Here is a 14769-nt window from a genome sequence, read left to right on the forward strand (position 1 = left end):
ACCATGCATTGCCCCTTCTGCCGCCATGCCGATACGCAAGTCGTCGACTCGCGCGTATCCGAAGACGGCGCGACGATCCGCCGGCGCCGCCGCTGCCCGGCCTGCGACAAGCGTTTCACGACGTATGAGCGGGTCGAGCTGGCGTTGCCGTCGGTCGTCAAGAAGGACGGCACGCGCACGGAATTCGATCGCCGCAAGATCGTCGCGAGCATGCAACTGGCGCTGCGCAAGCGCCCGGTTGCGGTGGACGCGATCGAAGCGGCTGTCGCCCGTATCGAGTATCAGCTGCTCGGCAGCGGCGAGCGCGAGGTGCGTAGCGAGCGCCTCGGCGAACTCGTGATGAACGAGTTGCGCGCGCTCGACACGATCGCTTACGTCCGTTTCGCTTCCGTGTACCGGCGCTTCGAAGACGTCTCCGAATTCGAGGACGTGATCGAGGAATTCCGCCGCGCCTCTTCCCCGCCCAAGCCTTCCCGCAAGCGCTGAGCGCACGCGTGTCGCAGCTGAGCTGCGGTCATTCGCGTCCATCGCCTCGCGCATTTCGCGCTTTTTTTCACGCATCGCTTCTCCCGCCTCCGTGATCGATCGTCACGTGCATTGTTGCGCGCGCTAACGTCTGAATGCCACCTGGCCATTCGGACGATGGTCGGCGCGCTCGCAAATCGCTAGATTGGCTGCATCCGTTCGTAACGCTCAGGGATGCAGATGAAATTCCAGGGGATTTGCCGGCCATCGCGCGCCGGTTTCACACTCGTCGAAACGCTGGCGGTGATAGCGCTCGTGATGCTGATGGCCGTGATGGCGGTGCCGTCGTTCGCCGCATGGCATATGCGCGATCAGGTCGACGCGCGCTCGAAGGCGCTGCTGTCCACGTTCGCCTACGCGCGCAGCGAGGCGCTGCGGCGCGGTGCGCGCATCACGGTGTGCCGCGTCGATGCAGCGCGCGTCTGTCTCGCGTCGGGCCAAGCCTGCGCCGGCGGCATCGCCGACTGGGCCTGCGGCTGGGCCGTATTCGCCGAACGTGGCGGCAAGCCGTCGTTGTTGCGCGCGCAGCCGGCGCTCGCGGCGGTGAGCATCGCCGGCGTGCAGACGGATATGACGTTCACGCCGCCGGCTGGGCAACTGATCGGCGCGTTTCGAAGTTTTGATATCGCGCCGCGAAGCCCATCGAAATCGATGCAGGGGAACCCGTGGCGGCGCTGCATCAGCGTCGCGGCAGGGGGTCGCGCGCGGATCGCGGAGGGCGCGTGCGGAGCGACGTCATGAGACAGCCGGCATTCAACACCGGTTTGCGTGTGCACGCATCGACATGGAATGGCAGCTCGTTGATCGAGGTGATGCTGGCGGTCGCGTTGGTCGCGGTGAGCGCGCTGGGTTTGATCGCGGTTCAGGTGTGGATCGCACGCGAAGCGCGCGCGATGACGCTGCGCGAGAGCGCCGCGTGGATAGCCGACTCGATTGCCGAAGCGACGCGCACGCCTTCCACGGGCGATGTCGCGCTCAATCAATGGCGCGCCTGGGCGAGCGTTCTGCTGCCGCACGGCGACGCATCGATTGGCGAGAGCGGCGCGGTCGCGGCGGCGCGCGTGACGTGGGCGTCCTTGCGGGACCGGCCCGCTTTGGGCGATGCGAGCGCCCAGCCGGCGGAGCCTTGCGGCGACGTCGATGCACCGGCTGGATCGTCGTGTGTCGCGTTGGCGTTCGCGAAATGAAGCGGCCGCATTGCCCACTCGGTCATACGCTAATCGAATTCCTGATCGCGATGGCGCTCGGGTTGCTCGTGATCGCGGGCGCCGTGTCCCTTTACACGGCGCAGCGCAACGCGTTCGTGCAGGCGAGCAACGCGACCCGGATTCGCGAAGCGGGCTTGACCGCGCTGATGCTGATCGGCCAGCAATTGCAGATGGCCGGCTTCGTCCCTGCCAATGTCATTGGCTACAACGCGGCGCCTGCGCTATTCGGCTGCTCGGGCGGTCGTCCGACCGGCGCCGACGACAGCCTCGCTTGCACCGCCTTGAGCACCGGCTCGGATGGCGTCGCGATCCGTTACGTCGCAGACGTCGTATCGACATGGCCATCGTCGAGCGGTCAGGTCACCGACTGTGTCGGACAGGCCGTCAAAAGCAGCGACGCGGTCCTTGGCGATGAGGGCGCGCCGGTGGTCAATCGCTACTTCGCCAACGTCAGCGGCTCGACCGGCGAGCCGGAGCTTTACTGCGTGGGCAGCGGCAACGCGGGGTCCGCGCAGCCGCTGATCGAAGGCGTCGAGCGCGTGCGGTTGCGCTACTGGCTGGACGGCGCGGCGGGTGCGGTGAATGCGTCGGCCGTGGCGGCGGATCAATGGGCGAACGTCGTTGCGGTCGATGTCTGCGTGCTGGTGCGCGGCGCGCCGCAAGGACAGCGTTCGAAGTACATCGACTGCGATGGCGTGAGTACACTCGGTACCGACCTGCGGCCTCGACAGGTGTTTTCCCGCCGCGTTGCGCTGCGGAATCGCGCGGAGGTGTCGTCGTGATGGATCGCGGCACAGCACCGCAACGCGGCCGCGCGTACGACATATGCGGCGGGCCACGCGGAACAGCGAAACACTTAGGTAGGCGAAATTGTCAGGGCGGTGCCCGACGGGCACATCAACGCGGCGTCGTGCTAGCCATCGTGCTGTTGATCTCGGCCATGATGCTCGCCACGTCCGCGATATGGTTCGAAACATCGCTCGCGGCCGCTCGCGCGGCGACCAATGTGCGCGACTATCTGCAGGCTTTCCACGCGGCGGATTCGGCGCTGAGCTGGTGCGAGCGCAACGTGCTATCGGCAAGTGGCGACGCGCGCGATGCACCGCTCACATCCGGCGAGCCGACTCAATGGAGGCTTGAAACCGCTTTCGACGCAGGCGCCATCACGCCTGTGGCGCAATGGCCGGGATCATCGCGCGCGCCGCAATGCCTGATCGAGCCTTGGCGTCTCGCGAGTCGACCCAACGCCAGCGCTTATCTGCTGACCGCGCGCGGCTTCGGGCGGAGCAGCGAGTCGCAGATCTGGTTGCAGATGGAGGTCGTGACCGAAGATGGCGCGATCGAACGTCATTGGCGGCGCGTTGCAGCAAGACCATTCTGAGGAACGCACCGACTGGACACGTATGAAAAGGCCGAACACATCCGCATTCACGCTGCTCGAACTCGTGATCGCGCTCGCGATTGCCGCCACGCTCGCCGCGTTTGCGATCCCTTCGTATCGCAGCCACATTGCGCGCACGCATCGCATCGATGCGGCGTCGGCGTTATATCGGGCTGCGCAATTCGTCGAGGCCGCGGCGAGCGATGGCGTGCCGGCCTTGCCACCGGGTATCGATCAGGCGCCGCAGTTCGGCGCCCCGGTGTATCGAGTGCGCGTGCTGCCCGCGGACGACACGAACGGCGGCTATTCGATCGAAGCGGCGCCCGCGGAAGCGGGCCCGATGCGCGACGACCCGTGCGGCACGTTCACGCTGGATGCGACGGGTCAGCGAGGCAATAGAAACGATGCGAGCGGCGCGATGCCCACGAGCAGCGAATGCTGGAATACCAGTTAGCGGGTGATTGAAGTCCGACACGCGCAACCTTGCGAGCGGGAGGTCCGATAGATCGCTGCCACTCGCAGCGGCCACGACCTCAATAGCCGCTTCGCAACGAATCGTCCTGCGCCGCCGGCGACTGCGCCGTAGCGGAAGCCGCCGCGGCCGCCCGCGCCGCCGCCGACTCGTTCTTCATCTGTTGCCAGATCCGGAACGCTTCCCACGCGCCGAGCGCAAGGCTGCCCCACTTGAGCACGGGCTTAGCGCTCGCGACGACCCTCGCGCGCAGCGGTTTGGCGAGCAACAGCGAAGCGATCGAGCTGATGAACGGGTACTGCTTGAGCAACGCGCCGATCGTGCCCGCGTTGAGCACGCTCGCCTTTGGCCCTTTACCGACGCGCACGCCGCCAAAGCCGGGGATCACGAACCTGAGCCAGCTGAAATGCGTGACGGCCTGGCGCAGTTCGAAGGTGGCCCGTGCGAGCTCGACCCGCTCGACGTCGGCGCGCACGAGCAGCAATTCCTTGCGCAGCGCCCGCAGATGCGGCGCGCTCAGATCCTTCGACGGATGGCGCTTGTTACGAAAGGCGGTATCAGGACGGGAGGGGCTCATGGCGTGTCGGCGGCAGTGAGGGTGAGGCGATGGATCGGATGCAGACGAACTTTCCCATCAGTCGCGGCTGCGAAACGCTTCGCGATCCTTTTCGAACTCCGCGATGGTCGCTTCGAATATCATCGGCGCGTTGCGCAAACCGCTGCGCGCCTTCAGCGCACAGGCGAGCCCGGCAATCGCGTAGACCGCGGTGATGCCGGCAAGCGCCTGCCATCGGTAGGTGTCCCAGAAGGTAATGGCGACGAGTGCGGTCAACGCGATCAAGGCCATCGTGGCGAGCATCGTCGCGGCAAGACCGAGAAACAGCACGCCGAGCAGGCGGTCTTTTTCCTCGGCGAGTTCGATGCCCACCAGTTCGAGCCGCGTCTGCAGGATCGCAAACACGGAACTGAGAATACGGCGCAACGGGCTGCGTTCTGCGCGCTGCGAGTGTGTTTCGGTCGTCATGGCTGTGGGCGTTGCGCGTGAGGGCCTGGCCGGCGCGTGCGCGCCAGCAGAAGGGGACCGGCGAGGCTCGCGCCGGTCCGCCCGTGTCGCCGGTGCGCCGGACATGCCTGCTCCGGCGGCCTCACCGGCCTTTACTTGCGATTGATCAGCAGACCGACCACCACGCCGATGCCCGCGGCGATGCCGATCGACGCCCACGGATGCTCGTGCACGTAGTCGTCGGTGGCGCGGGCGGCCTTCTTGCCTTTTTCGACGACCACGACCTGAACGTCGGCTGCCTTTTCTTTCGCCTGCTTCAGGCGCGTCAGCGCGGTTTCGCGCAGTTCCGACGCGCGTTCGCCGGTAGCGCTCGCGGCCTGTTTCAGCAGGTCTTCAGCGTCCGCGAGGACGGTTTTGATATCCGACATCAATCTCTCCTTGTTGACTTCCGACATTGACAGCTCCCTTTGTCTCACGCTACGCGTAAATCGTAACCAAAGAAACGGTCGCTGGCGAGCATAGTGCCGGTTGCATGCCGCCGCTGCACGATTCGTTCCCGCCAGCGCGTGGCGTCAAGACACCCGTTTGAGGGCACTCTGTTCCAGACCGGTATCTGGATTGAGTTGATCTGTCCCGCAAAGTTTCCGTCAAACGGGAGAAAATTACAAAAACACATAAAGTACTGACGCGATGTTGGTTCGCCATGTACCACCGCGGCCTTATGCTTTATCGTGACTGGCCGCCGCGGGCACACGCCCGCGACCTTATCCGGATACCTTCCGAATACCTACAGGAGATGCACTATGAGTCTACGTCTTGGCGACATTGCGCCGGATTTCGAACAGGAGTCGAGCATTGGCCGCATCAGGTTTCACGAGTGGCTCGGCAATAGCTGGGGCGTGCTGTTCTCGCATCCGGCCGACTTCACGCCGGTCTGCACGACCGAGCTGGGCCTGACCGCGAAGCTCGCGGGCGAGTTCGAAAAGCGCAACGTGAAGACGATCGCGTTGTCGGTCGACAGCGCGGAGTCGCACAAGGAGTGGATCAAGGACATCAACGAGACGCAGGCTGCCAACGTCGGTTTTCCGATTCTCGCGGACGGCGATCGCAAGGTCTCCGGGCTGTACGACATGATTCACCCGAACGCGAACGAAACGTTCACGGTGCGCTCGCTGTTCGTCATCGATCCGAACCGGAAGGTGCGTCTGATCATCACGTACCCGGCGAGCACCGGCCGCAACTTCGACGAAGTGCTGCGCGTGATCGATTCGCTGCAACTGACCGACAGTCACTCGGTCGCGACGCCGGGCAACTGGCAGCAGGGCGATGACGTCGTGATCGTGCCGTCGCTGAAGGACGAGGAAGTCATCAAGCAGAAATTCCCGAAGGGCTACAAGGCGTTGCGTCCGTACCTGCGCCTGACGCCGCAGCCGAACCGGTAAGCGGCGCGGCATGAACCAAAAAGCCGGTTCGAAGGAACCGGCTTTTTTGCATTATCGATACACCAGCATCGGAATCAGAAGAACGCCTGAATACCGGTCTGCGCACGGCCGAGGATCAGCGCGTGAACGTCGTGGGTGCCTTCGTAGGTGTTGACGACCTCGAGGTTCACCAGATGACGCGCGACGCCGAACTCGTCCGAAATGCCGTTGCCGCCGAGCATGTCGCGCGCGAGGCGGGCGATGTCGAGCGCTTTGCCGCACGAATTGCGCTTCATGATCGAGGTGATTTCGACCGCGGCCGTGCCTTCGTCCTTCATGCGGCCGAGGCGCAGTACGCCTTGCAGCCCGAGCGTGATTTCGGTCTGCATGTCGGCGAGCTTCTTCTGGATCAGTTGGTTCGCGGCGAGCGGCCGGCCAAATTGCTTGCGATCGAGCACGTACTGACGCGCGATGTGCCAGCACGCTTCAGCCGCGCCGAGCGCGCCCCAGGCGATGCCGTAGCGCGCCGAGTTCAGACACGTGAACGGACCGCGCAGGCCGCTGACACCCGGCATGATGTTCTCTTCCGGCACGAACGCTTCGTCGAGCACGATTTCGCCGGTGATCGACGCTCGCAGACCCACCTTGCCGTGGATCGCCGGTGCCGACAGACCCTTCCAGCCCTTCTCGAGAATGAAGCCGCGGATGTTGTCATTGCCGTCTTCCTCGAGCTTCGCCCATACGACGAAGACGTCCGCGATCGGCGAATTGGTGATCCACATCTTCGAGCCCGACAACGAGTAGCCGCCATCGACCTTCTTCGCGCGCGTGACCATGCTGCCCGGATCGGAGCCGTGGTTCGGCTCGGTCAGGCCGAAGCAGCCGATCCACTCGCCGCGCGCGAGCTTCGGCAGATATTTTTCCTTCTGCGCGTCCGAGCCGAATTCGTAGATCGGCACCATCACCAGTGACGACTGCACCGACATCATCGAGCGATAGCCGGAGTCGACGCGTTCCACTTCACGCGCGATCAGCCCGTACGCGACATAGTTCAGACCGGGGCCCCCGTACTGTTCGGGAATCGTCGGACCGAGCAGGCCAAGCTCGCCCATTTCGCGAAAGATCCCGATATCGGTCTTTTCGTGGCGGAACGCCTCCAGCACGCGCGGCAGCAGCTTGTCCTGCGAGTAAGCCGCAGCAGCATCGCGCACCATACGTTCGTCTTCGGTGAGCTGCTGATCCAGCAGCAACGGGTCTTCCCAGTGAAACTGCGCGGCTACGGCCATGACGTATCTCCTGATTTCTCGCTCAGAACCCGCTTGACTAGAGTTCCGCTTTGCGAAACAATGTTTTGCAAATGACGCCCGAGTGTATCACCCTATGACGCCGCCATCCACTTTCTCCGCTTCGCTCGACGAACGCAAATTCGTCGTCGCCCTTGCTCGCGGGCTGGACCTGTTGCGCGCGTTCCGGCCAGGCGAGACGATGCTCGGCAATCGGGATTTCGTCGAACGCACGGGTTTGCCGAAGGCAACCGTGAACCGGCTCGCCTACACGCTGACCGTGCTCGGCTATCTGCGGCTGGACGAAAGACACGGCAAATATGCGCTCGACGCGGGCGTGCTGTCGCTCGGTTTCGCGCTGCTGTCGGGCACCGACATGCTCGAACTGGCACGCCCGCACCTGCGCAGCCTGGCGCGCGAGGTCGGCGCGGCGGTCTCGCTCGGGTGCCGGGACGGGCTCGACATGGTGTATCTGGAGACGATTCGCAGCGAAACCGCATTGACGCTCGGCCTGGCATCCGGCTCGAAACTGTCGATGCTGACGAGCTCGATGGGCCGCGCCTATCTCGCCGTGCAGCCGCCCGACGCGCGTACCGCGTTACTCGCGGAACTGAAAAAAGCGGCTGGCAGAGTGGGGGCGATGCTCGTCGCCGAAGCCGAACAGGAGATCGCCGCGTTCGCGACCGAGCGATGCTGCTACTCGTTTCGTGCGTGGCATGACGACGTGAACGCAGTCGCGGTGCCGTTTCGCGAGCCGCGCGAAAAGCGCTGGCTCGTGCTCAGCTGCAGCGGGCCGGCGTCGTCGATGGGGGAGGAAGTGTTTCGCGAGAATGTCGCGCCGCGCCTGAAGGCGCTCGCGGCGCGGCTGGGGGAGCCGGGTTGAGGTAATGCCGGGGCGCCCCGGCTAACCGGGCCCACACCGTGTCACGCCGCCCGGTCGTGATAATGCGCGTTGAATAATGGCCCTTGCACGAACCGCACGTCGTACTGCTGTAGCGCGGAGAATTGCGCCTCATCCATCACGCGATTGAAAATCAGCGGCACCCGCAGCCGGCCCGCGTAGCCGACGAGCGGCTTTACGGTCGCGTCGCGCAATGCGGCCGCCGCGTCCATCTTGATGAAGTCGAGCCGCGCGGTTTCGGATACCGACAGGATCTGCCCCGCGTTCGACAGATTGCCCGCCACCTTGAACCCGTAGTGCTGATAGCTGCGCGTCAGATAGCCCAGGAACGTCTTGTGTGCGACCGCCGCCGCCGGCAACTCGATCACGATGCGCGTCGGACTCAAATTGAACGAGGTCAGCACGCTCGAAAAATGCCGGCCGTGGTCGTACTTCACGCTCTTCAACAGCCTTTCGTGCACCCGCAGAAACAGCAACCCATGCCGCTGCGGGCCGAAGAAGTTGATTGCGTGCAGCGCGCGCGACATGCGGTCTAGCGCGACCAGCTGCTGATCGTCGGCGATGTTGTCGAACGGATCGAACACCTCGAATGGCGGCGCGTCGAGCCGGTGCGTGACCGCCTGAAAGCCGAGTTCATCACCGAAGCGGTCAACCCCTTCCGCGCCGCATGACAGCGACTGCGCAAGCCCGTGCACGCTGATGTCGAAGATCGGCTCGTAGGCACTCGTGAGCTCGATGCCATCGAAATGTGCGAGCGCGATGCCGGCGTGCCCGCCTTGTCCCATTGCCAGATGCTCGCCGAGAAACGGGTGATGAGCGGCGCGGGCGATCAGATCGGGGATGGTCGGCGAAATCATGAAGGCAAATGAAAGGCGACGATGAACGCGCACCGGGCGCGTGGCAGCGCGACGCGATGGCCGCATTCACTGATGGTAGCAGTACGCGCCCTGCGCAGATTAACAAAATGCTCATATCGTTATTGGCCTCACGCTTATCGGCCGGGGCTGAGCGCGGAATGACGAGGTTCGCCGGCGTGTTTCCAAGGGTATACGTTAGTTTCACTATTCATAATTCGTTTTACTATTCGTAAAACACAATTTTAGCCAGCCTGAGGGGACGACCCAATGCTGATCGCGTTGAACTGGTCGAATGCCGCGCTGTTTCATGCGGCGGCGCTGCCGGTGCTGTGCTCGGCGCTGCTGGTGGTCGTGCTCGCCGGTGCGACGCGGCAACCCAGCCGCGCGGCCGAAGCGGAGCCGGCCTGAGCCTGACTGCAAAGATCACGTATCAACCGGGAAAGAATCGGGCAACTCGCGGAGAACCTTGTATGGATACCTCAACACGTACGCCGGCCGACGAACGCCTGCGTCCTGAAATCGAGCCCGGCTATCAGTCGGGTTTCGCGAATGAATTCGCGACCGAGGCATTGCCGGGCGCGCTGCCGACCGGTCGCAATTCGCCGCAACGCGCGGCCTATGGTTTGTATGCCGAACAGATTTCGGGCACGGCGTTTACGGCGCCACGCGGTCATAACCGTCGCTCGTGGCTGTACCGGATTCGTCCGGCGGCCATGCACAAGCCGTTCACGTCGATGCCGTCGGAGCGGCTCGTCGCGAACTTCGCCGAGGTGCCGCCGACGCCGCCGAACCAACTGCGCTGGGACCCCCTGCCGATGCCCAGCGAACCGACCGATTTCATCGACGGCTGGGTCACCATGGCGGGCAACGGCTCGGCCGAAGCGATGAGCGGTTGCGCGATCCATCTGTACGCGGCGAACCGCTCGATGCACGATCGCTTCTTCTACAGCGCCGACGGCGAACTGCTGATCGTGCCGCAACAGGGGCGCCTGCATATCGCGACCGAAATGGGCCGAGTCGATGTCGAGCCGTTCGAGATCGCGGTGATTCCGCGCGGCGTGCGCTTCGCGGTCAGCCTGCCGGACGGCAGCGCGCGCGGGTATATCTGCGAGAACTTCGGCGCGCTGCTGCGTCTGCCGGAACTGGGGCCGATCGGCTCCAACGGTCTCGCGAATCCGCGCGATTTCCTGACGCCGCACGCCGCATACGAAGACCGCGAAGGCGCATTCGAACTCGTCGCGAAGATGAACGGCAAGCTGTGGCGCGCGGACATCGGCCATTCGCCGCTCGACGTGGTCGCATGGCACGGCAACTATGCGCCGTACAAATACGACCTGCGCCGCTTCAACACGATCGGCTCGATCAGCTTCGATCATCCGGATCCGTCGATCTTCCTCGTGCTGCAATCGCAAAGCGACACGCCGGGCGTCGATACGATCGACTTCGTGATCTTCCCGCCGCGCTGGCTCGCCGCCGAAGATACGTTCCGGCCGCCCTGGTTCCATCGCAACGTCGCGAGCGAGTTCATGGGCCTCGTGCATGGCGTCTACGACGCGAAGGCCGAGGGCTTCGTGCCCGGCGGCGCGAGCCTGCACAACTGCATGACGGGCCACGGCCCGGACGCGGACACGTTCGAGAAGGCGTCGCATCTCGATACCTCGGTGCCGAAGAAGGTCGACGACACGATGGCCTTCATGTTCGAGACCCGCACGCTGATCAAGCCGACGCGCTTCGCGCTCGAAACCGCGCAACTGCAGGCGCATTACTACGAGTGCTGGCAAGGCCTCAAGAAACACTTCAATCCGGAGCAACGATGAACGCGGTGAACGATCTCCAGGCGACGCTCGATGCGTCGCGCAAGAGCTGGATCGAGTCGGCCAACGACCCGGCTGGCGACTTCCCGATCCAGAACCTGCCGTTCGGCATTTTCAGCGACCGTGGCAACGACGCGCGTCGCGTGGGCGTCGCGATCGGCGATCGGATCGTCGATCTCGCCGGATTGCAGGCCGCGGGTCTGCTGAGCGTGCCGGCGCACAACGTGTTCGCGCGCGATGCGCTGAACGATTTCATCGCGCTTGGCCGCGACGTGTGGCGCAGCGTGCGTATCCAGCTGAGCCAACTGCTCACGCGCGACACTGCGACGCTGCGCGACGATGCCGCGTTGCGCGCGAAGGTGCTCGTGCGCGCGGCCGATGCGCGTCTGCATCTGCCGGTGCAGATTCCGGGCTACACGGATTTCTATTCATCGAAGGAACACGCGACCAATGTCGGCGCGATGTTCCGCGATCCGAAGAATGCGCTGCTGCCGAACTGGTCGGAGATGCCGATCGGCTACAACGGACGGGCGTCGTCGGTGGTCGTGAGCGGGACGCCGGTGCGTCGTCCGAATGGTCAGCTGAAGTTGCCCGACCAGGAGCGCCCGGTGTTCGGCGCGAGCCGCAAGCTCGATATCGAACTGGAGACGGGTTTCATCATCGGCGGCGGCAATGCGCTGGGCGAGCCGATCGCGTGCGAGGATGCGGAGGCGCACATTTTCGGCATGGTGCTGCTGAACGACTGGAGCGCGCGCGACATCCAGCAATGGGAATACGTGCCGCTCGGCCCATTCAATGCGAAGACCTTCGCGACGACGATCTCACCGTGGGTCGTCACACTCGATGCGCTCGAACCCTTCCGCGTCGCGCAGCCGGTGCAGGAGCCGGAGCCGCTCGCCTATCTGCGGCATCGAGGAAAGCATGCGTTCGACATTCACCTCGAAGTGACATTGCGTGCGCAACCCGCGCGGCAAGCGAGCACGATCGCGCGGACCAACTTCAAATACATGTACTGGACGATGGCGCAGCAGCTCGCGCATCACACGGTGGCGGGCTGCAATACGCGGGTGGGCGACCTGATGGGCTCGGGGACGATCAGCGGGCCGACCGAGGATTCGTACGGCAGCCTGCTGGAGCTGACGTGGAACGGCAAGAAGCCGCTGGCGTTGAAGGAGGGCGGCACGCGCACGTTCATCGAGGACGGCGATGAGTTGACGCTCGTCGGCTGGTGCCAGGGCGACGGGTATCGCGTGGGGTTCGGCGCGTGTGCCGCAGAGATTCTGCCGGCGCGAGGGTGAGCGCGCGGCAGTCACGATGAGCGAGGGCCGGCGCGGTATGCCGGCCCTCGTCGTTTGTGCGAGACCTTGGGCATACCGTGTCGCAATGAATCGGCGCGTCGTCCGCTTCACCCACCCAGCAACCCGAATACGGCCACCCCATTCGTCGTGCCGACATACACCTTGCCGTTTGCGATCAATGGTGTGATGAACTTGTTGCCCGTGCCGAACTGATCGCGCGTGCCCATCTGGTTGCTGTTGTACAGCTCGTTGAGCGTGATCGGGTCGAACGCATGCAAGGCCGCGACGGTGCCGTTTTCGGCGGCCCACACGATGCCGTTCGTGGTGCCGTTCGCCGAGATGCTCGGCGTCGTCCCGGGATAGGCGAACGTCATCGCGCTTTGCGCGGTCGGTGTGATCGACAGCTTCGCGTTGGTCACGGTGAACGCCTTCAGATGATCGCCGACCGAGCCGAAATACACGCGCCCGTTGAAATAGGCGGGCATGCCGAACTCGCCGCCGGCCAGCTGCGCGGGAATCTCCTGATAGATGTTGTCGGCCGCCGGGTTGAACTTGCCCATCGAGTCGCGATTCAGCACGTAGATGGTGCTGTCCTTGCCCGCGCCGAGCGTCAGATGCTGTACGGTGCCGTTCGCGTCGGTCAGGTCCGGCAGCACCAGTGCGCCGCCGGAGCCGAGGTCGATGTCGTCGTGGGCCTCCTGCACGACGTTCGTCATCGCGAAGTAGTCGGCCACCGACAGGCCTCCCGCCGTGCCGAGCTTCAGGAACGTATTGCCGAAATCCTTGCTGGCGGGGAAGCCGCTCGACGTCATCGTCGTGTCGAACGTGCCGTTGGCATCGAGCAGATAGATCGACGAGCCGTCCGACGCCGGTCCCGCGCCGCTCATCCAGATCGCGCCGCCGATGCCGTTAGGCGTCAGGTTGAGCACGGTGGTCTGCTGCAACGTGTCGGCGCCGTAGCCCATGATCCAGCCCGTATAGCCGCCGTCGTCGCAGTGCGAGGTCCACGTCGTGTAGACCGTGTTGCCGAGCAATAGCAGCCCCGCGCGCTCCGCGTACAACGACGTGGTGAACGGCACGACGCCGTTCGTATTACCCGCGCCGCTGCCCGGGTAAGAGGCGGCGACTTCGGCGGGACCGTTCAGCAGCTCGGCGCCGGTCGCGAGGTCGAGCGCGTGAATGCGATGATGGTAGCCGCCGGCCGCGTCCTTCGACATCGCGACGACGTAGATCGTGCCGTGCGTGCCGCGCGAACGGTCGATCACCGGTGTCGAGGTGATGCCGATGGTGTTCACGATCTGGCTGCAGCCGAGGTCGTCGCTCGGGGTTTCGCCGGTGCCGAGTGTGCGCACCTGCCACAGGGTCGCGCCGGTGTCGGCATCGAATGCGTACACACTGTCGTTCTCGGTCGCGACGTACAGCACGTTGTGCGTGCCGCCCGCGATCGCCAGCGCAGCGACGAATAGCGGCTGCGCGTCGACCTTGCCGTCGACGCTAAAGAAGCCGACCTTGCCGAACGTCGAAGCCGCCACGTTGGCGGGCGTCAGCGTGGTTTCGCCGAGGTTCTGGCCGGTGCGCGCGATGTCGTCGTGATAGGTGAGCACGTCGTGCACGGCTGCCGCCGATGTGCCGCCCATCGGGGTGCCCGCGCCGCTGCCCGAGCCGCCGGTGCTACCGGTGGTGGCGCCGCCGCTCGTGGTGCTGCCGCCGCTCGCTGCGGCCGGGGCCGATGCGCCGGATGCGCCGGATGCGCCGCTGCCGCCGGCGCCGACGCTCGCGCCCGTCGGGGCACTGCTGTCTCCGCCTCCGCCGCCTCCACAGTTCGCCGCGACGATCGCGGCTACCGCGATCGCCGTGCCCAACAGGCTGGCACGGAGCAACAGGCGCATCGAGACCATGGCGGACTCCCCGTTGCTTGCGGCGGCGCCACGAAATATGGGCCGTTCGTCGAGTGTCCGCGCAACGTGGGTTGAGATTATCACCCTGCGTATAGATCGTAAAAGCCAGCAATTAGCGTCTATTCGTCAACTCGGCGCCCGCAGCGCGATCCGCCGACGCTCCCACCACGGCGCCGCCAGAAACGCGAGCGCCGCGCAGCCGGATCTGCGTGAGGCGCTTGTCCTCATCGACGCCGATCGCGAGCGCTGACGCAATACCGTACCAGTGAGACACGGTACCCCACGACAGATAAAGGGTGCCGTCGCGAGGCTCGTAACAGACCTCTGGCGCTCCCATGTCGTGCGCATGTCCGTGCGCGTCGAATTCTGACTCGATGTGCGGAGTTTCGTCGGTTGGGTCTGCGAGTTCGGACGTGCGGACGGTCCATCGCTCGGGATTCGTGTAAAAGTCCAATCCGATCAACCGGCGATGCTGATCGACAAGCATCGACAACGTGCCCGCCGTGAGGACATAAGAGGGCGCGCCAATGCGGAAACGCGCATCCAGCAAGTCGCTGAGATTGTTTTGCGGTTCCGGCAGCGAAGCCAAAGGTGGATATTTGACCTCACAGGTCAGCGTGGAGCTTTGTTCATCCCACCGCACGATGGCCGAAACGCCGGTGGCAGGGGGAGTCGTGTAGACGGTGGGATGCTTCATCGAAGAGGTTT

Annotated in this window: 18 protein-coding genes; 11 read left to right on the top strand and 7 right to left on the bottom strand. The window is 64.6% G+C overall.

All coding sequences use genetic code 11. The annotated features are described in order from the left end of the window. Positions 1-3: 3 nt before the first annotated feature. The 6 genes from nrdR to OKW40_RS19475 all read left to right on the top strand — a co-directional run bounded on the left by nrdR (position 4) and on the right by OKW40_RS19475 (position 3568). Entirely contained in the window at positions 4-486 is a 483-nt protein-coding gene (gene nrdR, locus OKW40_RS19450) for a transcriptional regulator NrdR (protein WP_008919734.1), read from the top strand. A gap of 213 nt (positions 487-699) precedes the next feature. Next, the gene (locus OKW40_RS19455) at positions 700-1266 is read left to right on the top strand and encodes a GspH/FimT family pseudopilin (protein ID WP_429491040.1); all 567 of its coding nucleotides are present in this window, start codon (positions 700-702) and stop codon (positions 1264-1266) included. Beyond that, the gene (locus OKW40_RS19460) at positions 1263-1712 is read left to right on the top strand and encodes a type IV pilus modification PilV family protein (RefSeq protein WP_429491044.1); all 450 of its coding nucleotides are present in this window, start codon (positions 1263-1265) and stop codon (positions 1710-1712) included. The genes OKW40_RS19455 and OKW40_RS19460 overlap by 4 nt, the downstream gene beginning before the upstream one ends. Beyond that, on the top strand, positions 1709-2515 hold the full coding sequence (locus OKW40_RS19465) for a PilW family protein (RefSeq protein ID WP_429491047.1): 807 nt from the start codon (positions 1709-1711) through the stop codon (positions 2513-2515). The genes OKW40_RS19460 and OKW40_RS19465 overlap by 4 nt, the downstream gene beginning before the upstream one ends. 128 nt (positions 2516-2643) lie before the next feature. Beyond that, positions 2644-3114, top strand: coding sequence for a pilus assembly PilX family protein (locus OKW40_RS19470; protein WP_187617853.1), 471 nt, complete (start codon positions 2644-2646; stop codon positions 3112-3114). Between the two features lie 22 nt (positions 3115-3136). Next, positions 3137-3568 (top strand): type IV pilin protein, encoded by a 432-nt coding sequence (locus OKW40_RS19475; protein WP_184062244.1) that lies wholly within the window; start codon positions 3137-3139, stop codon positions 3566-3568. Between the two features lie 79 nt (positions 3569-3647). On the opposite strand, the gene OKW40_RS19480 is transcribed toward OKW40_RS19475, so the two are convergent. The 3 genes from OKW40_RS19480 to OKW40_RS19490 form a co-directional block, all read right to left on the bottom strand. Next, positions 3648-4163, bottom strand: a complete 516-nt coding sequence (locus OKW40_RS19480) for a DUF3318 domain-containing protein (protein WP_184062241.1) — start codon at positions 4161-4163, stop codon at positions 3648-3650. 57 nt (positions 4164-4220) lie between these two features. Continuing rightward, positions 4221-4610 carry a phage holin family protein gene (locus OKW40_RS19485; RefSeq protein ID WP_429491057.1) on the bottom strand — a complete coding sequence of 130 codons (390 nt, stop codon included), beginning with the start codon at positions 4608-4610 and terminating at the stop codon, positions 4221-4223. A 131-nt stretch (positions 4611-4741) separates the two neighbouring features. After that, on the bottom strand, positions 4742-5044 hold the full coding sequence (locus OKW40_RS19490) for a DUF883 family protein (RefSeq protein ID WP_026225611.1): 303 nt from the start codon (positions 5042-5044) through the stop codon (positions 4742-4744). Between the two features lie 348 nt (positions 5045-5392). On the opposite strand from OKW40_RS19490, the gene OKW40_RS19495 reads away from it, so the two are divergent. Continuing rightward, positions 5393-6031, top strand: a complete 639-nt coding sequence (locus tag OKW40_RS19495; protein ID WP_429356645.1) for a peroxiredoxin — start codon at positions 5393-5395, stop codon at positions 6029-6031. A 74-nt stretch (positions 6032-6105) separates the two neighbouring features. Here the strand turns inward: OKW40_RS19495 and OKW40_RS19500 are convergent, their stop codons facing one another. Next, the gene (locus OKW40_RS19500) at positions 6106-7296 is read right to left on the bottom strand and encodes an acyl-CoA dehydrogenase (protein ID WP_429407327.1); all 1191 of its coding nucleotides are present in this window, start codon (positions 7294-7296) and stop codon (positions 6106-6108) included. A gap of 94 nt (positions 7297-7390) precedes the next feature. Between OKW40_RS19500 and OKW40_RS19505 the strand changes: the two genes are divergently transcribed. Then, positions 7391-8176, top strand: coding sequence for an IclR family transcriptional regulator (locus OKW40_RS19505; RefSeq protein WP_429407325.1), 786 nt, complete (start codon positions 7391-7393; stop codon positions 8174-8176). Between the two features lie 41 nt (positions 8177-8217). Here the strand turns inward: OKW40_RS19505 and OKW40_RS19510 are convergent, their stop codons facing one another. Then, entirely contained in the window at positions 8218-9051 is an 834-nt protein-coding gene (locus OKW40_RS19510) for an EAL domain-containing protein (protein WP_184062236.1), read from the bottom strand. A 267-nt stretch (positions 9052-9318) separates the two neighbouring features. Here OKW40_RS19510 and OKW40_RS19515 point away from each other — a divergent pair, with 267 nt between their 5' ends. The 3 genes from OKW40_RS19515 to fahA all read left to right on the top strand — a co-directional run bounded on the left by OKW40_RS19515 (position 9319) and on the right by fahA (position 12163). Further along, entirely contained in the window at positions 9319-9459 is a 141-nt protein-coding gene (locus OKW40_RS19515) for a hypothetical protein (RefSeq protein WP_184062434.1), read from the top strand. Between the two features lie 62 nt (positions 9460-9521). Next, positions 9522-10868 (top strand): homogentisate 1,2-dioxygenase, encoded by a 1347-nt coding sequence (hmgA, locus tag OKW40_RS19520; RefSeq protein WP_187617856.1) that lies wholly within the window; start codon positions 9522-9524, stop codon positions 10866-10868. After that, positions 10865-12163: a fumarylacetoacetase gene (gene fahA, locus OKW40_RS19525; RefSeq protein ID WP_184062232.1), complete on the top strand. Its 1299-nt coding sequence runs from the start codon at positions 10865-10867 to the stop codon at positions 12161-12163. The genes hmgA and fahA overlap by 4 nt, the downstream gene beginning before the upstream one ends. Positions 12164-12270: 107 nt before the next feature. Here the strand turns inward: fahA and OKW40_RS19530 are convergent, their stop codons facing one another. Both OKW40_RS19530 and OKW40_RS19535 read right to left on the bottom strand, forming a co-directional pair. Beyond that, positions 12271-14061 (bottom strand): PQQ-binding-like beta-propeller repeat protein, encoded by a 1791-nt coding sequence (locus OKW40_RS19530; protein ID WP_429491060.1) that lies wholly within the window; start codon positions 14059-14061, stop codon positions 12271-12273. A gap of 112 nt (positions 14062-14173) precedes the next feature. After that, positions 14174-14758 carry a hypothetical protein gene (locus OKW40_RS19535; RefSeq protein WP_429491061.1) on the bottom strand — a complete coding sequence of 195 codons (585 nt, stop codon included), beginning with the start codon at positions 14756-14758 and terminating at the stop codon, positions 14174-14176. Between the last annotated feature and the right edge of the window lie 11 nt (positions 14759-14769).

The organism is Paraburkholderia sp. RAU6.4a, from assembly GCF_050435625.1.
GTDB lineage: Bacteria > Pseudomonadota > Gammaproteobacteria > Burkholderiales > Burkholderiaceae > Paraburkholderia > Paraburkholderia tuberum.